Source organism: Paenibacillus sp. Root52 (assembly GCF_001426865.1).
GTDB lineage: Bacteria > Bacillota > Bacilli > Paenibacillales > Paenibacillaceae > Paenibacillus.
Window position 1 is genome coordinate 79,414 of the sequence record NZ_LMFO01000030.1, and the last position, 25,737, is coordinate 105,150.

Genomic DNA, 25,737 nt, shown 5'->3' on the forward strand with positions numbered 1-25,737 from the left:
GATGGTGTGAAAAAAGAGGTGCAAACAATGAGCAGCCTGCATGTAGATAAAGCGCTAAACAATAATGTAATCATTGCACAGCATCCTGAACATGGGGAAGTCGTCGTCATTGGTAAAGGCATCGGCTTTAACCGCAAAACAAGTGACAATATCCCACTTATGGCTGTGGAGAAAATGTTTATTTTGAAGAACCAGCAGGAGCAGGAGCAGTACAAGCAGCTTCTTCCACAAGTGGATGAAGCGTTGATCGAGATTATTAACGAAGTCATTACGTATATTGCTGAACGTACGGATGTTCCATTAAATGAGCATATCCATATCGCATTAACTGATCATATTTCTTTTGCGTTGAAGCGTAAGGAACAGGGAATCGTCATTCAAAATCCATTTTTATATGAAACGCGCGAAATCTATCCGGAAGAATATCGTATGGGTGAATACGCTGTTCGTTTGATTAAAGAGAAGCTGGGCGTCGATTTAGGGATGGATGAGATCGGGTTTATTGCCCTTCATATCTATAGTGCTATGACGAACCAGAACATCTCCCAAGTACGAGAGCATTCTCAATTGATAACGGATTTGGTGAGTCTTGTGTCGAAGCAGTTGGACTATTCGTTTGAAACGGAATCGCTGGATTATTCACGTTTATTAACTCATCTGCGTTTTGCTCTAGAGCGTGTTCGTCGTGGAGACAAAGTCGAGGAGCTTCATAAATTGGATTCTCTTTTGAAATTGGAATACCCTGAAATGTACTCGCTTGCATGGAAGCTAACAAAAGTTATGGAGAAAAGGCTGAATCTGCCTGTGTATCCAGCTGAGGTGGGATATCTTACTATTCATCTTCAACGGTTGTATCAGAGGAAAGAAGAAGAGAAGAAGTGATATATTTCCACATGTGGAATGGTTTTTAGGAAATTTCCTGTAAAGGCTTGCACTGAAATTAAAGTGATGCTACAATGGTTTCCGTAATCAAGCAACTGAATAAACATAAGCGACGTGTTACTGACTCGATCAGGCATGAGTTATTAAAGTGTGATTGTTCTTACCTTAACCCGGGTATGCTATACCCGAAAAGGTTAGTTCGATTCCTTTATTAATTCATGCTTTTTTTGTGTCCCCTTGCTTGCATCAAGACATACTAACATAGAACGAAAGGGAGTAAACGACGCGATGTTCAAAAAGCTTTTTGGTGTTCTGCAAAGAGTTGGTAAAGCGCTAATGCTGCCTGTAGCGATCCTGCCTGCGGCAGGATTACTCTTAGGCATTGGTAACATGCTGGTTAATCCAGACTTTTTGCAATACGTTACGGCGCTAGACACCCCTTGGGTGAACTCGATCGCAACGATTATGATGAATGCGGGTCAGATCGTATTTGATAATCTTGCGCTGTTGTTCGCCGTTGGTGTAGCCGTAGGATTAGCTGGTGGTGAAGGTGTAGCTGGACTTGCAGCCATCATCGGTTATCTGGTCATGAATGTGACACTAGGTACAGCTGTAGGTGTTACGCCAGCCATGATTGGGGAAGTACCGGGGTATGCGAGTATACTAGGTATCCCTACATTAAGTACCGGCGTGTTCGGAGGTATTATCATAGGTATTACCGCCGCACTATGCTACAATCGGTTTTTCAAAATTGAGTTGCCGTCTTATCTAGGTTTCTTCGCAGGCAAACGTTTTGTTCCGATTATCACTTCAGTCGTTTCCCTCATCATTGGGTTACTTCTGGTGATTGTCTGGCCTCCAATTCAAAATGGACTGAATGCTGTATCTCATTTCATGGTAGATACAAGTCCAACATTGTCGGCATTCATCTTCGGTGTAGTTGAACGGTCATTGATTCCGTTTGGCTTGCATCACATTTTCTACTCACCATTCTGGTTTGAGTTCGGTGAATACGTGAATAAGGCTGGAGATGTTATTCGAGGAGATCAGCAAATTTTCTTCAATCAGCTTCGTGATGGTGCCGATATTACGGCGGGAACCTTCCAAGTAGGTAAATTCCCGTTCATGATGTTTGGTTTGCCCGCAGCGGCACTTGCGATGTACCATGAGGCAAGACCAGAGCACAAAAAGTACGTAGCAGGCATCATGGGTTCGGCAGCGCTGACCTCATTCCTGACAGGGATCACAGAACCACTAGAGTTCTCCTTCTTGTTTGTAGCGCCTGTGCTATTCGCAGTACACTGTATCTTTGCAGGTTTGTCATTCATGACCATGCAAATTCTTGGTGTCAAGATCGGAATGACCTTCTCCGGTGGGTTCATAGATTTCCTGATCTTCGGGATTATTCCGAATCGCACACCATGGTGGGACGTTATTATCGTTGGTTTGATTCTTGCGGTGATCTACTATATCGGTTTCCGATTTATTATTCGCAAATTCAATCTCAAGACGCCAGGACGTGAAGAAGCAACCATGGAAACAAGAGCAGGCGGAGGTTCGGGTTCGACAGACGACCTACCGCACAATATTCTTGCTGCATTCGGTGGGCAACAAAACATCAAACATCTGGATGCATGTATTACTCGTTTGCGGATTGAAGTGAACGAGAAATCGAATGTGAATAAAGACCGTTTGAAGCAATTGGGTGCATCTGGCGTGCTAGAAGTGGGTAATAATGTACAGGCCATCTTCGGTACACGTTCAGATACAATTAAATCTCAAATGCAAGACATCATCGCAGGACGTACACCTGCACCAACTCCGGCTTCTGATGTGAAGCCAACGCCAGAGGAAGAAAAGGCGCAAGGAGAGCAAGGTGAACGTATTGTTGCAGAAGATATCGTCATGCCAGTCAATGGTGAGCTACTGGATATTACGAATGTACCTGATCCGGTCTTTGCCGAGAAAATGACAGGTGACGGATTCGCAATTCTGCCACATGACGGAACGATAACATCTCCTGTGTATGGTAAAGTGTTTAATGTATTTCCAAGCAAACATGCCGTAGGTATTATGTCTGACGGTGGTAAGGAAGTGCTTGTTCATATAGGTGTGAACACGGTGAAGCTGAAAGGTCAGGGCTTCAACGTGCTTGTGCAGGAAGGGGACTTGGTATCGGCAGGACAGCCGATTATGGAAGTTGATCTGGAGTATGTAAAAGCGAACGCTCCATCGATTATTTCACCAGTCATTTTCACCAACCTGCCAGAGGGCTCTACAGTCACTCTTAAGAAGAGTGGTGTGTTGAAGATTGGCGATCAGTCAATCATTGAGATAAAATAAGAAGTGTTACGATGATGGCAAGCAAGTGTAAATATATGCAATGCCTAAAAAAAACAAATTGCGAAAGTGAGATGATTGTAATGCAACAAACATTCAGAATTACAGATGAAGATGGTATCCACGCACGTCCGGCGACAGCCTTGGTAAATACAGCAAACAAATTCAAGGGTGCAGAATCCTTTGCAGAAGCTAACGGTAAAAAAGTAACATTGAAATCCATTCTGGGTGTTCTTTCCCTCGGATTGGAACAAGGCGACACTATCAGCATCATCGTTGAAGGCGAAGGCGAAGCTGAAGCTCTTCAAGCTTTGACTGACGTTATGGTTAACGAAGGGTTGGGCGAAATTAATGCTTAATGTTTCCGGGATCGCGGCTTCGGCGGGTATTGCTATCGCCAAGGCGTTTATCTTGGAGCATCCTGATTACTCTGTAGAAAAACGCCAAATCAACGACGTTGACGCAGAGATCGCGAAACTCGACTCAGCTCTGGGTAAATCCCAGGCTGAGCTTGAGGCGATCAAAGAGCGTACTTTACAAGAGCTTGGCGAGAAAAAAGCTGAGATTTTTGCTTCGCATTTGCTCATTCTGAATGACCCGGAACTGATTGATCCGGTTAAAGCTAGAATTGCAGATGACATGATCAATGCAGAATTTGCTTTGAACGAAACGGCATCGCAATTTATCTCCATGTTCGAGAACATGAAGAGTGCATATCTTCAAGAACGTGCAGCAGATATGCGTGACGTAACCAAACGTGTGCTAAATCACTTGCTTGGTATCGACTTCATGAGTCCAGCGGAGATCAGTGAAGAAGTGATTGTGCTTGCGGAGGATCTTACACCTTCCGATACAGCGCAATTGAATCGCCAATTCGTTAAAGGTTTTGCAACGAACATTGGTGGACGTACTTCTCACTCCGCAATTATGGCGCGCTCGCTTGAAATCCCAGCTGTTGTTGGAACAAAAGACATTCTGGCTCAAGCGAAACAAGGCGATCTGATTATTGTGGACGGTCTGGATGGTCATGTCTTGGTTAATCCTACAGACGAGGTTGTTGCTGAATACCGCGCCAAACAGGAGCAGTATGACGCACAACGTGCGGAGTGGAGAAAACTGCGTGACGAGCCAACCGTAACTGTGGATAACGTTCATGTGGAGCTCGCAGCAAACATTGGTACTCCAAATGATGTTGCAGGCGTTCTAGAGAACGGTGGAGAGGCTGTAGGTCTGTATCGTACGGAGTTCTTGTACATGGGCAGAGACAAGCTTCCTTCTGAGGACATCCAGTATAATGCTTACAAAGCTGTATTGGAGAAAATGGAAGGTAAACCTGTTGTTGTTCGTACACTCGATATCGGTGGAGACAAAGAGCTTCCATACCTGGATCTGCCAAAAGAAATGAACCCATTCCTCGGCTTCCGCGCAGTTCGTCTGTGTCTGGATCGCCTGGATATCTTCCGTACACAATTGCGTGCATTGTTGCGGGCAAGCGTACACGGTAACTTGCGTGTCATGTTCCCAATGATTGCAACACTGGGTGAATTCCGTGAAGCAAAAGCTGTCCTGCTCGAAGAGAAGGAGAAGCTCGTTGCTGAAGGTATCGCTGTTTCAGACAGCATCCAACTCGGAATCATGGTCGAAATTCCTTCGACTGCAGTTCTGGCGGATCAGTTTGCTAAAGAAGTGGATTTCTTCAGTATCGGAACAAACGATCTGATTCAATACACAATGGCTGCTGACCGTATGAACGAACGTGTATCTTACCTGTATCAACCATACAACCCTGCCATCTTGCGCTTGGTTAAAATGGTCATTGATGCAGCTCACCGTGAAGGAAAATGGGTTGGCATGTGTGGAGAAATGGCAGGAGACGAAACCGCAATTCCATTGTTGCTTGGTCTTGGACTCGATGAGTTCAGCATGAGCGCAACATCCATTCTGCCAGCACGTAGCCAGATCACGAAGTTGTCCCGTGCGGACATGCAAGAGTTGGCTGCCAAAGCATTGGATATGCAAACGGCTGAACAAGTCGTTGAATTGGTTCAAAGCATTCAAGCGTAATTTTGCCGGGGTTTCCTCCGGAGCTTAAAGGTCTTCTTTTTCCGATAATGAGCTGCGTTGATGCAGCGATTTTGCCAGTATCCGCTGTTACAGCGGTTACTGGCTTTTTTTTGTTTCGAGCAGCATGTGCCGCGATCTACCTGACAGTAGATGCCGGCTTCTTTTGATTCAAGCAGGGAAACTATTCAGTCGGATTAGCTAAAAGTTAAGAGCTAGATACCAAGAGCCAAGTGCCAGTGCTGAGAGCTAAGGTCTCTCGCCAAATGCCGAGAGCCAAGTATCAAATGCTATGTGTAAGTGCAAAGAGCCAAGATTTAGCAGGCATTCAGTTCTAAAGAATCTGAGACGTCTTATTCAGGTGTTTGAAGCGCCCGCAGAAATCTAAAGAACTTGAGACACGTTATATCAGAAACACCAGCCATTTTTCGTGTTAATAGCCGGTGATTTCGAGAAATAACGTGTCTGGTGTTCCTAAAAATTGAAAAAATGAGCCTATAGGCCAAATAAGATGTCCTGGATTCCTTAGAATATCTTCAGAGTCAGTGCTATCGTTCAAAGGCATCAGCCAGTCTGGAGGAGAACTACGACGGACGCCACCATGTGTGAGCCTACGGGCTCAATAAGATGTCAGGGTTCATAGAGTATCTTATGGATCAGTGCTGTCCCTCCAGTGGCATTAGTCAGTCTGGAGTTAAGAACTACGACGGACGCCACCATGTGTGAGCCTACGGGTCACAATAAGATGTCATAATTCATAAAGTATCTTATGGATCAGTGCTGTCCCTTCAGAGGCATTAGCCAGTCCGGAGTTAAGAACTACGACGTACGCCACCAGTGTGAGCCTACGGGCTCAATAAGATGTCATGATTCATAAAGTATCTTATGGATCGGGCTTTCCCTCAGAGGCATAAGCCAGTCTGGAGTTAAGAACTACGACGGACGCCACCATGTGTGAGCCTACGGGCTCAATTAGATGTCATGGTTCATAGAGTATCTTATGGACCGGTGTTGTCGCTCACGGTTATAAGCCAGTGTCTGGAGCCGAAAATCCCACTGGACATCACCATGTGAGCCCATAAGCCAATCTAGACGCGAGTAATATAGACGCCATAATTGATCTGAATACAGCTTACCTACGTTCAAGATATGTTTTAACAGCATGATGGGGCGGCAACGCTAGTTTCCGTAAAAAGAGAAAGCATCGGGGTAGTAACACTGGTATCCGTAAGAAGGGGAAAGCGACTGGGCGGCAACGCTAGTTTCGTAAGAAGAGGAAAGCAACGGGGTGGTAACACTGGTATCTGTAAGAAGGGAAAAGTAACTGGGTGGCAACGCTAGTTTCTGTAAGAAGAGGAAAGCAACTGTGCTGTACAACTGTGCTGTAACAATGGTATCTGTAAGAAGACAAAAGCAACTGGCAGCAACAATGCCATCAGCAGAAGGGGAAAGTAACATACAAAAGCTCTTGCATAAGTATAATCCGCAAGAGCTTTTGTGTGAACAATGATTTGATTAGGCGAGTTCTATAACTCTGAAAGGTACAAAGTTTGCAAAACTTTTTGTTCCAAAAGGAGCAGATTGTGCCCAATTTACGTTCCAACCAAGGAAATTTCCACAGACGTACCGATCTACGCAAGAAGTAGCCAACACAGATGCAGTATGACAGAAAGTCAGCGGAAAGTCAGCGAAAAGGCAGAGATAAGGCAACGAAAAGACAGTGAATGGTGCCCTTAAATCTGATTTACCCTTAAGTCTGATTTGCCCTCAAATAAGATTCTAAATGTCCTAACTGCAAGCACAGTTCAATACAGGTTTACGAGCAGCGGTTGTTTCGTCCAGACGAGTTACCGGTGTGCCGTAAGGGGCGTTAAGCACCAATTCAGGTGTTTCTTCTGCTTCCTTCGCAATGCGGATCATCGTATCAATGAATCCATCTAGTGTTTCTTTACTTTCAGTCTCGGTAGGCTCAATCATAATGCATTCCTCCACATTAAGTGGGAAATAGACCGTTGGCGGATGATAGCCAAAATCAAGCAACCGCTTGGCAACGTCCAATGTACGAACACCATATTGCTTCAATCCACGGCCGGACATCACGAATTCATGTTTACATACACCTGGGTATGGAATTTCGTAATAAGGTGCAAGACGTGCCATCATATAATTCGCATTAAGCACAGCACATTCAGATACACGTCGCAGTCCCTCAGGGCCGTACGTACGCATGTAAGCATAAGCACGTACCAAGATGCCGAAGTTGCCATAGTATGCTTTGACACGTCCGATGGATTGATCGCCTTCATAATCCAGAGCATAGAGGCCTTGATCATTTTTGATCACCATCGGTTTAGGCAGATAAGGCACGAGGCGGTTTTTCACGCCGACAGGGCCAGCACCGGGGCCGCCGCCACCATGTGGGGTACTCATCGTTTTGTGCAAGTTCAGATGTACGACATCAAAGCCCATGTCTCCCGGACGGGTAATGCCCATAATTGCGTTTGAATTAGCGCCATCATAATACAATAATCCGCCTGCCTCATGCACAATTGAAGCGATCTCCTGGATATCCTTCTCGAACAGACCAAGCGTATTAGGATTCGTAAGCATCAATGCGGCTGTGTCGTTGCCCACTGCCCCGCGAAGTGCATCGAGGTCAACAAGGCCATCCGCTCGGGAAGGAATGGTTACCGTCTCGAACCCAGCAACCGTTGCACTGGCTGGATTAGTTCCATGGGATGAATCAGGCACGATTACTTTGGTACGCACTTCACCACGACTTTCGTGGTAGGCTCGAATCATCATAAGCCCCGTCCATTCGCCATGTGCGCCTGCAGCTGGTTGTAAAGTTACGGCATCCATACCAGTCAGACCAGCAAGATCCTTTTGCAGTGTGTACAGCAGCTCAAGAGCACCTTGAATACTGGACTCATGCTGATATGGGTGGATTTTGGCGAATCCACTGTAGCGTGCAACATCCTCATTAATTTTGGGATTGTATTTCATCGTACAGGAGCCGAGTGGGTAAAACCCATTATCTACTCCGAAGTTACGGCGGGATAGAGCTGTATAGTGACGAATGACATCGACTTCGAATACTTCAGGTAGCGCAGCTGCTTCTGCCCGTAGCATTTCCCGGGGAATCAAAGCTCCAGGATCTTGGCGAGGCACGTCACATTCCGGTAGGGAATAAGCCACCCGTCCAGGGCTGCTAAGTTCAAATATGAGAGTCTGTTCAGGAGCGGGAGATGCTGTTGAAGCAATATTCTTCAATTCGGTTTCGGTGTTCACCGGCGATGCAGTAGCAGACGCTAACTCGGTTTGCCCTAGTGATGTTTTCGTTTCTTGGCTCACAACGATCCCTCCAATGCTCGTACGAATTCGTCAATTTCTTCTTTGGTGCGTCGCTCCGTAACTGCGATTAACATATGTCCGGCAAGCTCGGGATACTCCCGGCCGAGTTCGTAACCACCGATAAAACCTTTATCCAGCAATGCTAGTTGCAGGGTATCAACGTTTGTTCCTTCAGGCAATTGAATGACGAACTCGTTAAACGTTGGTGCGTTGAAGGTTGCTTTTACACCAGGGATAGCTTTGAACACTTCGAATGCATAATGACTCTTCTGCAAATTGAGATCGGCTACATCGATCATGCCCTGTCTTCCCATGGTGGACATGTACACGGATGCGCTGAGTGCAAGCAAGGCTTGGTTGGAACAAATGTTAGACGTCGCCTTTTCCCGGCGGATATGTTGTTCGCGTGCCTGAAGCGTTAGTACGAAGCCGCGTTTGCCATTACGATCAGTCGTCTGACCTACGATTCGACCAGGAATACGGCGCATATGAGCCTGTGATACAGCAAAATATCCACATGTTGGTCCGCCCAGTGACGCGGCAATTCCCAAAGGTTGAGCGTCGCCGACAACAATGTCAGCACCAAGCTTGCCAGGAGCCTCTAGCAGTCCAAGTGATATTGGATTGGCACTGACAACAAGTAGGCTTTTATGTGCATGAGCAAGGTCAGCTGCTTGTTGGATCGGTTCAATGGCACCGAAGAAGTTCGGGCTTTGAATCATGACTGCGGCTGTATCTTCAGAAATAGCAGCTTGTAAGGCATCCCAGTCAGTTACGCCGTTCTGATACCCGATCTCGACCATATCGAGACTTAAACCATGAGCATAGGCTTTCAATACTTGGCGTGCTTCCGGGTGGACGGTACGGGATACGATCAATTGTTTACGGCGAGTAGCTGCTGCTGCCAAATTCCCTGCTTCTGCAAAAGCTGTCGCACCATCGTACATACTTGCATTGGCCACGGCCATGCCTGTTAATTCACAAATATATGATTGAAATTCAAATATGGCTTGAAGTTCGCCCTGACTAATTTCAGGCTGGTACGGTGTATATGCAGTATAGAATTCTGAACGGGAGATTACATGATTAATGACAGAAGGTATATGGTGGTCATAGATGCCTGCGCCAAGAAAGCTTGCGTGTGTCTCGAAGTTGGCATTGGCTCCGGCTTGTTTGGACATATGACGTGTAAGAGCATATTCATCTAACCGAGAGGATACGGGAAGCTCGCCCTGATAACGAATCTCCTGCGGGATATCTCGAAAGAGATCTTCAATCGTGTCTACACCAACTGTTGCCAGCATAGCGCTCTGATCCTGCTCGGTCATGGGAATGTAACGGTGCTTGGTCATACTTGATCAGCTCCTTGAGTAGGTGTCTTAGGCGTGCGTATCCGTTTATGAAAAGGGGTCTTTACGACCTCGGCTTTTAGTTTTTTGCCACGAATCTCAATCTCCAGTGGCGTACCTAGCGCAGCATATTTGCTGTCAATGAGGGCTAACCCAAGATTCCGTTTCAGCGTAGGTGATTGTGTGCCTGTCGTTACTTCGCCAATCTGTACACCATCCGCGTAAAGAGGGTAATGGGGACGCGGAATTCCACGCTCCAGCACTTCGATACCGACTAATTTACGAGCAGGCCCATCATTTTTCTGCTGGGATAAAACGTCGTGTCCGATAAAAGGCCCAGAATTCAGCTTCACAAACATACCAACCCCAGCTTCCAGCGGGGAGATCGTAGGTGATAATTCCTGTCCGTACAAAGGTAATTTTGCTTCAAAGCGTAGAGTGTCCCGTGCACCAAGCCCAGCCGGAACTAATCCGTGATCCTCCCCAGCATGCATCAATCCGTTCCATACCGTAGCTGCTTGATCTGCTGGAACATAAAGCTCAAAGCCATCTTCGCCGGTATATCCGGTGCGGGATAACAGCAATTTTACACCGCAGACTTCCGCATTCTGTACAAAACGAAACGGCTCAATAGTAGCTACATTGATGTCCGTAACTTTTGTGAGAATATCAACAGACAATGGGCCTTGCAGTGCTAGGAGGGCAGTCTGCTCAGAGTCATTTGTCATGGTTACCCCAGGAGCAAGATGTTCTACCAACCATGCCCAATCCTTATCGGTGTTGGAGGCATTAACCACTAACATATAATGCTGTTCCTCTAGCTTATACACGAGCAGATCATCCACCACACCGCCATCGGGATAACACATCAACGTATATTGTGCCTGACCGGGAACAAGTGCAGTTACGTCATTCGTGGTCATTTGCTGTAAAAAAGCCTCCGCTTGCTCACCCTGAACGGTGAATTCGCCCATATGGGATACATCAAACAGTCCAGCGCGTTCACGAACAGCCTCGTGTTCCTTCTGGATGCCACTAAATTGTACAGGCAGCTCCCAGCCACCAAAGTCAATGCAACGTACACCTTCATACTGCTGATAGAGTGGAAAGAGTGGAGTTCTAAGTAAATCAGACATCGAATCACCTCTTCATTAGCCGTCAAGCGGCTGAATGTGTTGCATATGGATTATCATTGAAAGAACATGATCGTTATTAAAAATGGTATAAGTATGTTGATTAATGAATATTAGTCTTACTTAAAGCCGTACTTCTGAGATGCGTTATGCCGCACGGTCTGGTTCCTGATGTCATCTTTTTTTGGGAAAAAGGAAAAGGACAGGCCAAAGAACCGGCATGCCAGAAGCACGCTGTATTCTTAGGCTCTGTCCTTGGTACCTGAGAGTTACCCCGCCGCCAATGCAGCAGGTTTCCCCTTGGGTGATCGTAACGCCCTACCGGGCGGGTAGATGCTCTCCAGAGTTGCGTCCCGTAAAAGTCCTTTTGCCTGAGAGATTCACCGCCCGCTTGTCGGGTGGTTTACTCCTTCGGCGTTACCGCATGAACATCCAGATTTGGGTGTTTGGGTAATCTCTCCCTTTACATTCATCCGCGATATTGCACACAACGAAAACAGTTTTACTCCTTCCATTAATACGCGAATTGCGTAGTAATGTCAAGAACAATGTCATCAGTTTTCTAATAAATACGAATAATATTGTTTAAATATACACTAATGTTCGGATAAATCAAAAGACTGCGCTTACTATTCCAATAATAACTAGTATATGTAAGTTCGTATTTTGATGAGCTTGTTTTTTAGTAGTAGAATATAAATAAATTGTAAGGTATCTTGACATTTGAATCGAAAATATCATACGCTATGTTCTGGGAAAAAGGAATGGCTGAAGAACGCATGCACTCATTAATGAAAAGCGAGGCGGATATCGATGAGCGAATTGAAAAGTGATTTCCTGTACAGTGAAGAGCACGAATGGGTGCAGACCGTAGGGGAGGATACCGTACGTATTGGTATTACCGAGTTCGCGCAGCATCAGCTGGGTGACATTGTGTTTGTTGAATTGCCTGATCTTGAATCCAGTGTACAAGCCGAAGAGAGCATTGGTACGATTGAATCTGTCAAAACGGTGTCTGATTTGTTTTCACCGGTTAGCGGCTCCATTATTGCGATCAATGATGCATTACAAGATGCACCAGAGCTTGTAAATAGCTCTCCTTATGAAGAAGGTTGGATGATTGAGATCCGGGTGAACGGGGATTTGAGTGCAGCCTTATCTAAGCTCATGAACGCGGACGCTTATCGCAAACATACCGAGGATTAAACTTGGAATGTAATTTAACATACCTATAATAAATATGAGCACCTTTTGTGGAACAAAGTAACCGCCTTTTGGGTGAAGCTTTGAATCACGAAGGTGCTTTTTGTTGTGGTTTGTCGTGCTGAATAAGCGAAGAAGGGATATTATTTGCTGATAAATGGATAGGTACTAAGTCCCTATTTTTGGTAAGGATAACTATAGTTTCAAAGGCAGGAAAGATGCCAACGATTGCCTATGGGACATGGAAGTTGATGGATGAACGTACAGCAATGGAATGACTTTAGTTCATTTGGGGCTATCATCCTGAATTCACGGAATACAGTTGTTTCTCGTATTGGAGCGTCTATAATGACATATAAGCAAGGAACGACAGCTTTCTTGAATTTAGAATTTAACAACATGTGGAGGTGTACAAGTCTATGAAAAATATCATTCAAAAAGTGTTGCTGGCTTCGATGGTTACGGCGGCTGTGTACCCGCTGGTTCCTGTCACTCTGAATCAAGCTTCTGCAAGTGATTACATTGGCACAGTTCCCCAACCTCAGTATTCAACGATCGCAACCTACACCATGGACAAAAGCACAGTAAAAGATTTAGCAGCGAACATGCGAGCATTATCCAGTAACACAGCCATTCTGGCAGAAACGATTGCACCGATCATTGCGACCAGGATCTCTCCTGTATTAGGGGGATATGTGTCGGCAGCGTCACTCGCAACAGCATTAAGCGTCAACTCACAATTGTCCACTGAAGTGTTATACGCAGCAGATCACAATATGAGAGTGAAGGTTGAGATCCAAGACCTGCCTTATCACACATCATATTCAACACGAACAATCTTTACTGCTGTTAATTAATGATGAACTAAAATTAATAAATAAATCTTGATAGGTCTTCTTGTCTTAAGCATCCTTCAGTGTAGGTAGCGAACACCATGGATCTGTTACGAAGCACTGCAACGTTGGAAGCTACAAATGAGATAAAAATAAAATCGTTAGATATCTTGCACACCGTGGATAACATAGGGCATAGAAATAGGCAGCGCAGAGTGATGTTACAATCACGCTGCGCTGTTTGGCTACCAAGAGGCGTTCATCTTCGCTCCAAACGCTAACGAACCTACCGCATCTTAATAGGCATATTATCAACGTATGCAGGATTTAACGAACCTCAGTATCGCTATTCCGTCATAGAGCGGTGTCAAAACCTCAAAATACAACTAAATTTACGAAATAGTGCCTCTGTGATTCGTTAGATTTCAGATCCCGGAAAATGAGAGCAAATAGCGTGTGTCAGATTCATTACATCAAAAAAACACTAAATGGGCTATCCCCGTCATATTTATGACTTATGGGACAGCCCATTTTGCTACCAAGAGGATGCCATTTACCCCCGTGCCTTAAACTCTGCCAGACATGTCTGACAAATGCACGACTTTCTTCGTTGCTCCGCAGGAATCCGGTCGAACACGCCTTCAGGAAATACAGCGTGATTACACCAGCACTCAGAATGCGGAGCGCCAGCGGCATACGAACATCCATTGGCTTCCCCACAGAGGGGACAGACCAGTGGATTCATCTGAGCCTCCTTAAGATTTGCATTTGCATCACGATCTGCGCCCACATCTGTATCTGAGCTTAAGTTAGACTCCGATTCGAATTGTAATTCTGATCTTAATTCTCTATTCAATTTGAATTCCACCTTTATCTCGGTCAGGTCTTTCTTACAGTATATCAGATACTAGGATCATCATTGTTGTTCAGGAGGCAGTTCTATCTGAAGTCCTTCCACATGTTTACGTCCCATAAGTTTACGCTTCTTCCGGTTCACTTTGCTCTCGAATACTATATCGAGGTCATAGTTGTCAGGGTAGAGTTGATCGGCAGCGATATGCAGAGTCAATCTCTTCTTGTGAATCTTAATCTTGCGACCGCGTAGCATCACTCCGATATTGCCACGAGCATCCTCAACGTCGCATACAGTTCCGGTTTGATCAAGATACCCGATGTAGACCCGGTCTCCCTTTTGGAATACGTAGGCTTTTACAGCTGTCTCTGATTCTTCCGGCTTCATAGACGTAAGCGCCGACTCAGCCACAGAAGGGGTGTTGGTAGGCACGAAAGGTTTGGCTATGTCACTTACAGGATGTTTTTCTGTTGATTGTGAAAGTGAGCTTTTGTGTGGCTTCTGTTCAGACTGGGAGGTTATGTGGTGATCCCCCTTCAATTCCAATAAGCTATCCGATTGAATTAATGGATCTTCTTCCGTTTCACCTGATAGGGTTGAAGAAGGTTCTGTTATCCATTTCTCTGTTGATGAATTGCTCTGTTGAACGCCCTGGTCGGAGATGGACTTCGAACGATCGATAATGTGTTGTGCCATTCCTAGTTTCAGTGCAATGGCATACGCATAACTTTGTCCAGCTTCCCCAATTCGCAACCGATATAACGGCTGAAGTGTTGCCGTGTCGAATTCCATCCGAGCATTTTCAAAACCTGGTGTAGCGGCAGCAAAATGCTTAATTTCTCCAAAATGGGTGGTGGCTACAACCGTTGCTCCTCGTCGATGCAGCTCTTCAAGCATGGCGATGGATAATCCAACCCCTTCCCCTGGATCTGTACCAGAAGCCATCTCGTCAATGAGAACGAGTGTTGAGGAATTAGCCTGTTCCAGGATACCGATCATGTTGCGAATATGGGCAGAGAACGTGCTAAGCGCTTGCTCCATGCTTTGACCATCTCCGATATCCACCGCAATTTCACTGTATACAGACATCGTACCACCTTCTCCAACAGGGACAAGTAAACCGGATTGCATCATAAGGGTAAGTAGTCCGAGTGTCTTGAGTGCTATTGTTTTACCCCCGGTATTCGGCCCCGTAATAATGAGTGAACGATAGTTCGTGCCAATTGTAAAATCGAGTGGAACCATAGATTCGCCCATCAATGGATGATGTGCACGTTGGATTTGAACTCTTCCTTCTGCATTAACTTGAACAACGCGTCCATCCATAGTGACCGCATATTTTGCTTTTGCCAGTAGAAAGTCTAGTATGCCTACCGTCTCGGTATTCAGAGCAATTTCACGACTATATGACTCAGTGAGCGTGGTCAACTCACCAAGGATTTTCATCTCTTCTCGAGATTCATCTCCCTGTAGTGCTGCGAGTTCACTATGAAGACTCATCAGTTCTACCGGCTCAATATATACCGTTTGCCCACTTCCTGATTCGTCCAACACACTGCCCTTGACCAGCTTGCGGAATTCCTTCTTGATCGGCAGAACGGTTCTTCCATTACGTTGACTAATAACATTTTCCTGCATGATGGAGCGATGTTTGCCGAGCAGTGAATCGAGCTTACGCTTCATTCGCTCTTCATTTACCATCATTTTTTTACGGATTCGTGTAAGCTCTTTGCTCGCCAGATCTTGAATACGTCCGTTATGGATACTACGTTCAATCTCGCTGAGCAATGATTCCATCAGCATCATAGATGCAGCATAACGGCTGACGGTTGGAGCGATCTCGGATTTGCCCTCCATATATTTCATCAGCTGTGCACAGCTTCGCAGAAATTGTGCAAGATGACTGAAATCACGTTCACTGAATAAATATCCTGTGCCTAGCAGATCCATGATGGTTTCCATCCCATCAAGGGATGGAATGGGGATGCTCGCGCCGTAACGGAGCATAAGAGCAGCTTCTGCTGTTTCTTCTAGCCGCGTCTGAATCCAATGTACATCATTCATCGGTTTCATGTTATGAGCATGACGTTTGCCCAAATAAGATCGCGCGCAGAAGGCTACGTTTTTTTGAATTTCAAAATAATTCAGTGTGCGTAAAGTGTTTTCGTTCATGGGAATCTCTCCTTAATATTAAAATATGGTGTTTGGTTATTGCAGCTGATTTATTCCTGTAAAACGCAAAAAGGGCAGAGAATGAACAAACGTCATTCTCCGCCCTAAGCTGTATGGGAAAGCAGAGTCCAATAAGGTCTATAACAAAAAAATCCACGCTGAACACAGCGCGGAAATAGACCCGGACAAGTACAATCCCGGAGGCGATTTATGATATCCGCTGTTCTTAACTAAGTACAGGGATCTGGCTCATCATGAAATACACGTATGCCTGAGGGCATATGCGAAATGAGAGGCCAAACTCCTGAATATGAAACTTGGTTAGTTAAGAACGCTCACCGACATCAAAATCTCTCCTTTGATTGAGGAATATGCAACTAATATAAGCTGGAAATTACCTCAAAGTCAACCCGGAAGTTCATCGTTCAGAAGAAATGAGTGGACTTGAATAAGAATGGGTTTTAAAATAACAATAGTAAATTAACCCAATGTAAGCGATATTATGAAATGGAAAGTTTGTAGAAGGAGGGTGCTCTTCTTTGCCAAAATACTTGCTGCGTCTGCTATGCTTCACCATGATCCTTGGAGCGCTTCCAGTCATCATTATTGGCTCTGTCTCATATACGATTGCTTCACAGGATATTGAGCAAAAGGTGCGCGAGAGTAATCTGCAGATATTACATCAGACTCAGATGAGGGTGGAGCAGGTGCTGCGCAGTTTGCAATTATCATCTATTCAATACGTAAATTCTCCTTTGGTTTTACAAGCGATGAAACATCCACTGGATAGTAGCGAATTTGAGCAAATCCGTGATCTGACATCTGGCTTTAACAATTTACAGGTAGTGACTAATATTGATCAGGCTTATTTAGTCAATCTAGATGAGGACTGGGTTGTTTCGATGCGTTCGTTTGGCAAATTAGACGATTTTAGTATCCGAGATCGAATCGGCTCGTATCTGAAGTATACGAACAGTTTATTCTGGGTGACGCAGAATGTAAACTCAGCAAAAGAAAGTGTACCTGCATCGGCAGGCGTGGGCGATTCAACACAGGAGATCGTTCCCGCACTCATTTCTTCGGACAATGTGGTTAGCATGGTGTTCAAAATCCCGATGATGCCGACGAATGTCAAACCGAAAGGATTTCTTGTGATTGATATTTCCGATACAGAGCTTAGCTCTTATTTGAGTCGGAATACGAATTCAGGAGATATGTATGTGCTTGATCGGGATCAGAAGTTCTTCCTGAATGATGCGGATCAAAATGGGAAGTACACTGCATTGAATGAGGAAATTCAAGAAAAAGTGCAAGTAACAGGGCAGTCAGAAGGCTTCTTCAATGCAGATGTAGAGGGGAATCAGGTGGCTGTTAGTTATAAACAGTCACAGCTTAACGGATGGTTGTACGTATCTGTTGTATCTCTTGGGCAGATTACTGCTCAATCTCAGAAAATTGCATTGGTAACGGGAGTGGCAACACTGGTGATGCTGGGATTAACCGGATTAGTTGCCTTTTACGGGAGCCGGCGGATGTATTCACCCATTTCGAGACTTCTTCAATTCACTAAAGGGCTGGACTCTCCTATGGATTCGAAAGGTCGAAGACAGGATGAATTCAGCTATATTGAAGAGCGATTATCGACCTTATTCAGTTCAGAACAGACCATGCGAGAGCAGATGAAAGGACAACACGTTCATTTACAGGAATTTTTTATGACGAAACTATTAACAGGCAAAATATCGGAAGAGGACTTCAGATATCAGGGTGATCTATATGATTTTCCAACCAACTGGTCGAGCCTTGGTGTGCTTACACTTCAGATGGATACCATTGAGGGGACGCGTTATGAGGAGCAGGATCGGGATCTGCTGCTTTTCGCTGTAAATAACATCGTTGGAGAATGGCTTCCTCCGGAAATTCGGTTCACACCAGTCATGATTGATGACGCCCAGGTTACCGTTCTGGCCTCTGAACTGCATGATGAATTGCAACTAAAAGAATGGATGCACACTCAAGCCGAAGGCATACGAGAACGTGTCGTCACTTATCTGAATCTGCCCGTAAGTATTGGGATCAGCCGATCTTATCAGGCCATAGGCGATACACCACAAGCTTATCAGGAGAGCCGGGAAGCACTCCAAGGGCGAGTGAGCCTGGGTAGCCGTATTATTTTGCATTATGAGGATATTCAGCCGCGAGGTCAGACGGAAGCCGCCCTATATACACAGTTACGGATGATCGAAGATCAATTGGCTTCTGCGCTGAAGCAGGGTGATGTGGAGAAAACGGATGCCTACTTCACGCAGTACTTGGGATTACTTGCAGATAAGAAACTACATTTCAGTGAGTATCCGGTCATTATGGTTCAATTGTTGTCCCGTGTATATCAATTAGTACAGGAACAGGGTGGAGATGTGGCGGAAGTGTTGGGGGAGAAGGCGTCGATGGCTCGTTTGTTGAAGCTGTCTACACTGGATGAGATGACGAATTGGTTCCGCAAACGCTTATTTCAACCGGTCATCCATTTCTGGCGGGAGCAGGAAGAGTCTCAATACATGAATATCGCTCGACGAATGATCCGATTAATCGAAGAACGTTATGATCGTGAGCTGTCACTTGAGGCTTGTGCGGAGGAATTGAATTTTCATCCTGTTTATTTGAGCCGTGTGTTCAAGAAAGAAGCAGGCGTGAACTTCACAGAATATTTAGCCCAATACCGTATGGAAAAAGCCAAGACCTGGCTACAGACAACGGATCTGAAAATATCAGAGATTGCAGAGAAATTGAACTACACTAATCCGACGGCTTTTATTCGCACATTTCGTAAAATTACAGGCACGACCCCGGGGAAATATCGGGAACAACAACGGTAGAAATAGACCTGCTTCGCCTGCTATGGCGGGCAGGTTTTTTTGAGGTAATGTGATGCGAATCATCTCTGGGCTAACTTTTCCTGTGGACTAGAAGAATTAGAAGATCACAGCCTCGTTTACAGATTGTCCTCATCTTTTCCCAGGAGTTAAGACAGAGATATTGAGGTTAAAAGCAGTTCATTACCGGTGTGAATTCAATTACACAAAAGCTGTAAACCCTTGCTACATAAGGGGAAACAAGAAGCTAAAATGAGACGATAGCCAGTGATGTGTTTATCCTCCACAATGAAGACATGAATTCAGGAAGTGATATTTTGTAATCGTTTCCAATGTGGGGAGGAAGACACTATGAAAGCCGAAACGGCGGCTCAGACACGGCCCGCTACCCGCAGTGACAAAAACCTACTGTGGAGGGACATCATCAAAAACCGGTGGCTCTATATTATGTTAATACCCGGTGTGCTTTACTTTATTATCTTCAAATACATACCTATGTATGGCATTACGATGGCTTTTCAGGATTACACGCCTTACAAAGGCATCCTCGGCAGTGAGTGGGTTGGTTTTAAGCATTTTTCACGTTTCTTCGGGGAACCGCAGTTCTGGACTTTATTCCGAAATACGTTCTTGCTTGCCATCTATAACATGGTGTTTTTCTTCCCACTGCCAATTGTACTGGCACTGATGTTGAATGAAGTTCGTCGTGAACGTTTCAAACGATTCGTACAAACACTTGTCTATGTACCACACTTTGTATCATGGGTTGTTGTTGTTGGTGTGTTCTACATGTTGTTCACCACTGAAGGCGGTGCCATTAATGAATTGCTCTACAATCTGACGGGACAAAAAGTTGCCTTCTTACTTGAGCCAGGCTGGTTCCGTACCATGATTGTTGGACAATCCATTTGGAAAGAAGTCGGCTGGGGTACAATCATTTTCCTTGCTGCCCTCTCTGGTGTAGATACACAGCTCTATGAAGCGGCAAGAATCGATGGCGCCAACCGCTGGCGTCAGACGTGGCACATTACGCTGCCTGCTATTCGTAGTACCATTGTTATTCTGCTCATTCTGCGTCTGGGCAACTTCCTGGATACAGGCTTTGAACAAATCTTCCTGATGCTGACTCCGACAAACCGCGATGTGGGCGAGGTGTTTGACACCTACGTGTACACGAAAGGTCTGACACAGGCACAGTACAGTTACAGTGCTGCCGTGGGATTGTTCAAGTCGGTCGTCGGTCTGGCACTTGTACTAGGTGCCAATAAGTTGGCCAAAAAATTCGGGGAGGAAGGCGTCTACTGACATAAAGAGCAGGCGCTCTTCACCAGACAGGAGTGAACATTAAGATGCAACAGGATAAAACGTGGGGTAACCGGATTTTCGACTTTCTCAATCATGGCTTGCTATTGTTAATCGGAATTGTGACCGTCATCCCATTCATTTATATTTTGGCGGTCTCCTTTACAAGCCCGAGTGAAGTAGCCAAGGGAGGATTCATTCTTTTTCCTAAAGAATTCTCACTTGCTGCATATCGCTATATTTTCTCTACAGATACCCTGATTCGTAGTTTGGGTGTATCCATCTACATCACCGTCATTGGAACACTAATTAACTTGTTGTTTACGTCTCTTATGGCTTATCCGCTCTCAAGAAGATACTTGCGTGGACGTCAGCCGATCTTGTTAGGTGTACTGTTCACCATGTTATTTAGCGGAGGCATGATCCCGACCTACTTCGTCGTGAAATCACTACACCTGACAGACACGTTATGGTCGCTCATGCTGCCTACGGCAATTAGTGCGTTTAACCTGATCGTTCTTAAAAACTTCTTCCAGGCCATCCCTGATGAACTGGAGGATGCGGCCAAAATAGATGGATGTAACGACGTCGGCGTATTATTCCGAATTGTGTTGCCTTTATCCATGCCGGCGATGGCAACGTTCTCCTTGTTTTATGCCGTAGCTCACTGGAACAGCTTCTTCAGTGCAGTTATCTATATCAACGATAGTCAGAAATGGCCGGTACAGGTGTGGCTACGTGAGATTGTCATTCTGGCACAGAGCCGGATTGGGGATACAAGTATCGAGGAAACGGAGATTCAGCCACTCACCATCCGTATGGCGGTTATCGTGTTCTCAACCATTCCAATTATGCTTGTCTACCCGTTCCTGCAAAAACATTTTGCCAAAGGGGTGATGCTAGGTTCGGTGAAAGGTTGAGTTGGCACATGTTAAGAAATCGGAACTTTAAAACAGTTAAAGCTGCATAAAAAGGGGAGGTTTCATTCTATGAAAGCAACAAAAAAGAAAGCCGTAGCCGTTCTGAGCACACTTGCACTGGTTACAGGTTTGCTCGCGGGATGCGGATCAGATGAGGGTCAGGCTGCTGAAGGCGGCGTGCAAAATGTATCCATTGCGATCGCACAAGTAGGGGACGTTCCAAGCAAGGATAATGAAGTACAGAAGAAAATTGAAGCGTATACCAATACGAAACTGGATGTCCAGTGGATTCCGGCTTCAGCGTACAATGACAAAATCAATGTCATGATCGCTTCCAGCGACATGCCTAAAATTGTGAAAGTTCAATATAACCCTACGGTAACAAGTGCGATGCGTAATGAAGTGTTCTGGGAAGTTGGACCGTTGTTGAAGGATTATAAAAATCTGTCTGCACAGAACGAGCGCTTTTTTGACAACATCAAGGTTGAAGGGAAAATTTACGGCGTACCTGTATTCTCCGATATTGCCCGGGCAACCGTCATTTACCGTAAAGATTGGTTTGAGAAGCTGAATCTCAAAGTACCGACAACACCAGATGAATGGTATGAGACGATCAAAACGTTGTCCACTTCTGATCCAGATGGAGATGGTCAAAGTAATACATTTGGTCTGATGCTGTTCAAGCGTTACAACGAGGATCAATATTCCTTCACAACTCGTCTTGGTGTAAGCTTTGGCGCGCCAAACAAGTGGAAAGTGGAGGACGATGGAAGCTTTACACCGGAATTTATGACGCCTGAATATAAACAAGTCATGGATCTTCTGAAGCGTTTGTATGATGAGAAGTTGCTTAACCAAGATTTTGCAGTATTTGATTCCACAGAAGCTGAGAAGAAATACGATTCCGGTTTAGTGGGTATGCGTGTGGGTGTTGCACAGAACGGTAAAAGTCAGCAGGAACGTTTATCCAAGAACAACCCAGATGGTGTAGTAGATATCGCTGGATTGTTAGGTTCAAATGGAGATCGCGTTGCAGGACAGACAGGTAACTCAGGTATTCTGGCATTCCCTAAATCCACGGTGAAATCGGAAGAAGAACTGAAGAGTTTGTTAGCATTCATTGATAAGTTGATGGATCCTGAAATGGCTACACTCTTGATGCGTGGTATCGAAGATAAACATTTCACCAAGGTTGGTGAAGATCAGGTAGAGATGAGCGACTTCGACGCTTTCCAACGTGAAGTGAAGCCGTATCGTGATAATTTCCCTTATGTTGAGGGCTATAATGTACCGAAACTGAAAGATACTGAGCTGGGTGAAAAAGGAACTGCACTCGCGAAAGAGCTTGCGGAGCACGCTGTTCCGAACCCTGCCCTTACGTTGTATTCTCCTACCTATGGTGATCGCGGCGCGGATCTTGATCAGATGATCGCGGATGCGCAGACCAAATACATTATGGGCAAGATCGATGAAGCAGGCTGGCAGAAGGAAATTGAGAATTGGGCGAATGCAGGTGGAAATAAAATTCGCGAAGAATATGCGGAGGACTACAAAAAGCAAGCTCAATAATGAGCTAGAAGCGGAGGAGCGCGATGAAAGAAACGTTACAATTTACGCCAGTGCGAATGGCTGAACAGTTCATGGAAAGTTATCGTAGCCATGACTTGTACTCCACCTGGCATTATGAGAATGGTTGTATATTAAAAGCTTTAGAAGAGTTGTACACCCATACGGGGGAACAAAAGTATTTTGACTATATCCAGGAACTAATGGATCATTTCGTGCAGGAAGACGGTACGATTCGAACCTATGGTGTTGAGGAATATAATCTGGATCAGATTAATCAAGGGAAATCGTTATTTCTACTCTTAGAAAAAACAGGAAAGGAGAAGTATCGCCAAGCGGCTGACCTACTTATGGTACAGCTCAAAGGCCAGCCGCGTACAAGCGAAGGTGGGTTCTGGCACAAAAAGATATATCCTTTCCAAATGTGGCTAGATGGGTTGTATATGGCGACCCCTTACCTGACGCAATATGGAGCCGTAACGGGTCAAGACAAGTGGTTTGATAAGGCAGCACTACAGTTGCTCTTGGTAGAGCAGCGCACACGTGATCCGCGGAGCGGTCTGTTGTATCATGCTTGGGATGAGAGTAAAGAGCAGCGCTGGAGCTCAGGGGAAACGGGTTGTTCTCCCCATGTCTGGAGCAGAGCCGTCGGCTGGTATGTGATGGCTGTGGTAGACACATTGGACTATTTGCCAATGGATCATGAACAGCGTGGACAGATTGTAGGTATTTTCGAACGACTGGCTAATGCGCTTGTACATGTTCAGGATCAACAGACTGGATTATGGCCGCATCTCTTGGATCAACCAGGTCGTGAACGCAATTACTTGGAAGCATCGGGGACTTCGATGTTTGTGTATGCCTTAGCTAAAGGTGTGCGCAAAGGATATCTGAGTGGTAAATTTAAGTCGATTGCGGAAAAGGGATATCAAGGTCTGTTACAGCATTTGCTGCAAACGGATCGAGAAGGCGTACTCTCCTTAACGCAATGTAATGGTGGAGCTGGCCTTGGCGGCAGTCCTTATCGTGATGGTTCATATGAGTATTATGTAACAGAATCAATTCGGATCAATGATCCGAAATCGGTCGCTCCGTTTATTCTTGCAGGAGTGGAGATGGAACTAGCTACATGCTAGTTCTTTTCTTCAGAACATTTATGATAGCGCATTCATTTATTGGTTTTGCTTCAATCCATCATATGGCTCCAACTACCCGTGAGCATCTTCTAGTCAATGGAGGCATGTAATGATTAGTTTATCCAAAAGGAGAGATGGTTCATGAGCCCAAAAGTACGGATGTCTCGTTTAAGCGGATTGGTTGTCATAGGTGCAATGTCCGCAGGACTGCTCGCAGGTTGTGGGGGAGAGAAAGCACCTGCTGCGACGGGAGAAGGCAAGTTTCCCATTTCCATCTCTTTAATGCAGGTAGGTGATGTACCTGCGAAGGAGAACGGGGTTGAGCAAAAGATTGAGGAATATACGGGTACCGATGTGAATGTGCAATGGATTCCGCAGTCTGCTTTTGATGATAAAGTGAACGTCATGGTTGCTTCGGGCGAGATGCCCACCATTATGCGGGTGAACTATGTACCGACAACATTTAATGCAGCCAAAACAGGCTTGTTCTGGGAACTTGGCCCTTACCTGAAGGATTATAAGAACCTGTCTGCCCAATCCGAGGCGTATTTTGAAAATATCAAAATAGAAGGCAAAATCTACGGTATCCCTAATTTCCGTGACATCGGCCGTACCGCGATTGTGTATCGTAAGGACTGGTTTGACAAGTTGAACTTGGAAGTACCCAAAACTTTGGATGATTGGTACAACGTGATGCATTCCATGCGCAAGGATGATCCTGATGGAAATGGCAAAGAAGACACCTATGGTGCATTGCTATTCAAGCGGTACAATGAAGGCGTATCTTCCCCACTTACACGGATTGCAGTGAGTATCGGAGGCGTAAATAAATGGGGCGTGGACGACTCGGGTAAACTGACACCAGAATTCATGACTTCGGAATATGTAGACACGATGAAGTTGTTCAAAAAGTTGTTTAGTGAGGGACTCATTAACAGTGATTTCCCTGCACTTGATCCATCGGAAGCGGACAAAAAGATGGATTCCGGTCTCATTGGCATAAAGCTGAACGGGGTAGCTCAGAACGGCAAGTCATCCCAGCAACGTCTCACACCGAATGCACCGGATGGAGAGATCGATGTCGCTCCATTCCAAGGACCGGATGGAATTCGTATCGCTGGGGAACCAGGTAACTATGGTATGCTCGTCATTCCGAAAGCTGCCGTACCTGATGAAGAGCAGTTGAAGAAGGTACTCACCTTCTTGGATCAGCTAATGGATGAAGAACTTAGTACGTTACAATTACGCGGTTTGAAGGATGTGCACTATACCGAGACTGCTGATGGCAAAACGGAGCTAAAAGACTTTGATGCATATCAACGGGAAGTAAAGCCTTACCGTGATAATCTTCTAAGTATTGAGGGTTACAATGTTGCTGAACTGGTGGACGTACCTATTGGTATGAAGGGTACAAAGATGGCACGTGAGAATGAACAGTATGCAATTCCGAACCCTGCCCTGACACTCTCTTCTGCAATCTATACGGAGAGAGGTCAAGAGTTAGATCAGATGATCTGGGATGCCCAAACCAAATATATTATGGGTAAACTAGATGATGCAGGCTGGGAGCAAGAAGTGGCAAACTGGAAGAAATCCGGTGGTGACCAACTGATCTCAGAGTTTGAAGCATCGTATAAGGAATTGAACGGTAAGTAATCAATTTTATCATCTACGTTCTAAAATAAGGGTTGCGAATCTTTAAACTGTACCCTATAAGATGGACACTTTAAAAAAGGTCATCTTGTAGGGTCTTTTTTGTG

General features: G+C 45.3%; 17 protein-coding genes and 2 riboswitches. Of the genes, 12 read left to right on the forward strand and 5 right to left on the reverse strand.

The genetic code is table 11. The features are described from left to right. The first annotated feature begins 27 nt into the window (after nt 1-27). The 4 genes from glcT (at nt 28) to ptsP (ending at nt 5,286) form a co-directional block, all read left to right on the forward strand. Complete coding sequence (gene glcT, locus ASD24_RS23915; protein WP_056701312.1) at nt 28-882, forward strand: glucose PTS transporter transcription antiterminator GlcT; 855 nt, start codon at nt 28-30, stop codon at nt 880-882. Nucleotides 883-1,170: 288 nt separating this feature from the next. Then, nucleotides 1,171-3,225, forward strand: coding sequence for a glucose-specific PTS transporter subunit IIBC (ptsG, locus tag ASD24_RS23920; RefSeq protein ID WP_056701314.1), 2,055 nt, complete (start codon nt 1,171-1,173; stop codon nt 3,223-3,225). Nucleotides 3,226-3,305: 80 nt separating this feature from the next. After that, a complete protein-coding gene (locus ASD24_RS23925; RefSeq protein ID WP_036617010.1) occupies nt 3,306-3,581 on the forward strand; it encodes an HPr family phosphocarrier protein in 276 nt (91 codons plus the stop codon). Further along, nucleotides 3,574-5,286: a phosphoenolpyruvate--protein phosphotransferase gene (ptsP, locus tag ASD24_RS23930; protein WP_056701316.1), complete on the forward strand. Its 1,713-nt coding sequence runs from the start codon at nt 3,574-3,576 to the stop codon at nt 5,284-5,286. The genes ASD24_RS23925 and ptsP overlap by 8 nt, the downstream gene beginning before the upstream one ends. Nucleotides 5,287-7,071: 1,785 nt before the next feature. Here the strand turns inward: ptsP and gcvPB are convergent. From gcvPB to gcvT, 3 genes are all read right to left on the reverse strand, one after another. Continuing rightward, nucleotides 7,072-8,556 carry an aminomethyl-transferring glycine dehydrogenase subunit GcvPB gene (gene gcvPB / locus ASD24_RS23935; protein WP_327205258.1) on the reverse strand — a complete coding sequence of 495 codons (1,485 nt, stop codon included), beginning with the start codon at nt 8,554-8,556 and terminating at the stop codon, nt 7,072-7,074. Nucleotides 8,557-8,633: 77 nt separating this feature from the next. Next, on the reverse strand, nt 8,634-9,989 hold the full coding sequence (gcvPA, locus tag ASD24_RS23940; RefSeq protein ID WP_056701318.1) for an aminomethyl-transferring glycine dehydrogenase subunit GcvPA: 1,356 nt from the start codon (nt 9,987-9,989) through the stop codon (nt 8,634-8,636). Continuing rightward, entirely contained in the window at nt 9,986-11,122 is a 1,137-nt protein-coding gene (gene gcvT, locus ASD24_RS23945; RefSeq protein ID WP_056701319.1) for a glycine cleavage system aminomethyltransferase GcvT, read from the reverse strand. The genes gcvPA and gcvT overlap by 4 nt, the downstream gene beginning before the upstream one ends. A 244-nt stretch (nt 11,123-11,366) precedes the next feature. Then, a riboswitch (glycine riboswitch) is annotated at nt 11,367-11,465 on the reverse strand. A gap of 3 nt (nt 11,466-11,468) precedes the next feature. Further along, nucleotides 11,469-11,592, reverse strand: a riboswitch (glycine riboswitch). A gap of 340 nt (nt 11,593-11,932) precedes the next feature. On the opposite strand from gcvT, the gene gcvH reads away from it, so the two are divergent. Together gcvH and ASD24_RS23955 are read left to right on the forward strand one after the other, a co-directional pair. Further along, on the forward strand, nt 11,933-12,325 hold the full coding sequence (gene gcvH / locus ASD24_RS23950) for a glycine cleavage system protein GcvH (protein ID WP_056701322.1): 393 nt from the start codon (nt 11,933-11,935) through the stop codon (nt 12,323-12,325). Between the two features lie 416 nt (nt 12,326-12,741). Beyond that, a complete protein-coding gene (locus ASD24_RS23955; RefSeq protein ID WP_056701323.1) occupies nt 12,742-13,179 on the forward strand; it encodes a hypothetical protein in 438 nt (145 codons plus the stop codon). Nucleotides 13,180-13,708: 529 nt separating this feature from the next. Here ASD24_RS23955 and ASD24_RS31140 read toward each other — a convergent pair. Both ASD24_RS31140 and ASD24_RS23965 read right to left on the reverse strand, forming a co-directional pair. After that, the gene (locus tag ASD24_RS31140; protein ID WP_235540798.1) at nt 13,709-14,011 is read right to left on the reverse strand and encodes a cysteine-rich CWC family protein; all 303 of its coding nucleotides are present in this window, start codon (nt 14,009-14,011) and stop codon (nt 13,709-13,711) included. 60 nt (nt 14,012-14,071) lie between these two features. Next, nucleotides 14,072-16,180 (reverse strand): endonuclease MutS2, encoded by a 2,109-nt coding sequence (locus ASD24_RS23965; protein ID WP_056701325.1) that lies wholly within the window; start codon nt 16,178-16,180, stop codon nt 14,072-14,074. 539 nt (nt 16,181-16,719) lie between these two features. Here ASD24_RS23965 and ASD24_RS23970 point away from each other — a divergent pair. The 6 genes from ASD24_RS23970 (at nt 16,720) to ASD24_RS23995 (ending at nt 25,633) form a co-directional block, all read left to right on the forward strand. Beyond that, complete coding sequence (locus tag ASD24_RS23970; RefSeq protein WP_056701327.1) at nt 16,720-19,056, forward strand: helix-turn-helix domain-containing protein; 2,337 nt, start codon at nt 16,720-16,722, stop codon at nt 19,054-19,056. A 348-nt stretch (nt 19,057-19,404) separates the two neighbouring features. Then, nucleotides 19,405-20,358, forward strand: a complete 954-nt coding sequence (locus ASD24_RS23975) for an ABC transporter permease (protein WP_056701329.1) — start codon at nt 19,405-19,407, stop codon at nt 20,356-20,358. A gap of 44 nt (nt 20,359-20,402) precedes the next feature. Continuing rightward, entirely contained in the window at nt 20,403-21,275 is an 873-nt protein-coding gene (locus ASD24_RS23980) for a carbohydrate ABC transporter permease (RefSeq protein WP_056701331.1), read from the forward strand. 69 nt (nt 21,276-21,344) lie between these two features. After that, nucleotides 21,345-22,844, forward strand: a complete 1,500-nt coding sequence (locus ASD24_RS23985; RefSeq protein WP_056701333.1) for an extracellular solute-binding protein — start codon at nt 21,345-21,347, stop codon at nt 22,842-22,844. Nucleotides 22,845-22,867: 23 nt separating this feature from the next. Next, complete coding sequence (locus ASD24_RS23990) at nt 22,868-23,977, forward strand: glycoside hydrolase family 88/105 protein (RefSeq protein WP_056701335.1); 1,110 nt, start codon at nt 22,868-22,870, stop codon at nt 23,975-23,977. Between the two features lie 141 nt (nt 23,978-24,118). After that, nucleotides 24,119-25,633 carry an extracellular solute-binding protein gene (locus ASD24_RS23995; RefSeq protein WP_082560531.1) on the forward strand — a complete coding sequence of 505 codons (1,515 nt, stop codon included), beginning with the start codon at nt 24,119-24,121 and terminating at the stop codon, nt 25,631-25,633. Nucleotides 25,634-25,737 lie beyond the last annotated feature (104 nt).

Excerpts from the sequence above, each read along its gene's own strand:
- glcT (WP_056701312.1), top strand. The coding sequence starts at position 28 with ATGAGCAGCCTGCATGTAGATAAAGCGCTAAACAATAATGTAATCATT.
- ptsG (WP_056701314.1), top strand. The coding sequence starts at position 1,171 with ATGTTCAAAAAGCTTTTTGGTGTTCTGCAAAGAGTTGGTAAAGCGCTA.
- ASD24_RS23925 (WP_036617010.1), top strand. The coding sequence starts at position 3,306 with ATGCAACAAACATTCAGAATTACAGATGAAGATGGTATCCACGCACGT.
- ptsP (WP_056701316.1), top strand. The coding sequence starts at position 3,574 with ATGCTTAATGTTTCCGGGATCGCGGCTTCGGCGGGTATTGCTATCGCC.
- gcvPA (WP_056701318.1), bottom strand. The coding sequence starts at position 9,989 with ATGACCAAGCACCGTTACATTCCCATGACCGAGCAGGATCAGAGCGCT.
- gcvT (WP_056701319.1), bottom strand. The coding sequence starts at position 11,122 with ATGTCTGATTTACTTAGAACTCCACTCTTTCCACTCTATCAGCAGTAT.
- gcvH (WP_056701322.1), top strand. The coding sequence starts at position 11,933 with ATGAGCGAATTGAAAAGTGATTTCCTGTACAGTGAAGAGCACGAATGG.
- ASD24_RS23955 (WP_056701323.1), top strand. The coding sequence starts at position 12,742 with ATGAAAAATATCATTCAAAAAGTGTTGCTGGCTTCGATGGTTACGGCG.
- ASD24_RS23965 (WP_056701325.1), bottom strand. The coding sequence starts at position 16,180 with ATGAACGAAAACACTTTACGCACACTGAATTATTTTGAAATTCAAAAA.
- ASD24_RS23975 (WP_056701329.1), top strand. The coding sequence starts at position 19,405 with ATGAAAGCCGAAACGGCGGCTCAGACACGGCCCGCTACCCGCAGTGAC.
- ASD24_RS23980 (WP_056701331.1), top strand. The coding sequence starts at position 20,403 with ATGCAACAGGATAAAACGTGGGGTAACCGGATTTTCGACTTTCTCAAT.
- ASD24_RS23985 (WP_056701333.1), top strand. The coding sequence starts at position 21,345 with ATGAAAGCAACAAAAAAGAAAGCCGTAGCCGTTCTGAGCACACTTGCA.
- ASD24_RS23990 (WP_056701335.1), top strand. The coding sequence starts at position 22,868 with ATGAAAGAAACGTTACAATTTACGCCAGTGCGAATGGCTGAACAGTTC.
- ASD24_RS23995 (WP_082560531.1), top strand. The coding sequence starts at position 24,119 with ATGAGCCCAAAAGTACGGATGTCTCGTTTAAGCGGATTGGTTGTCATA.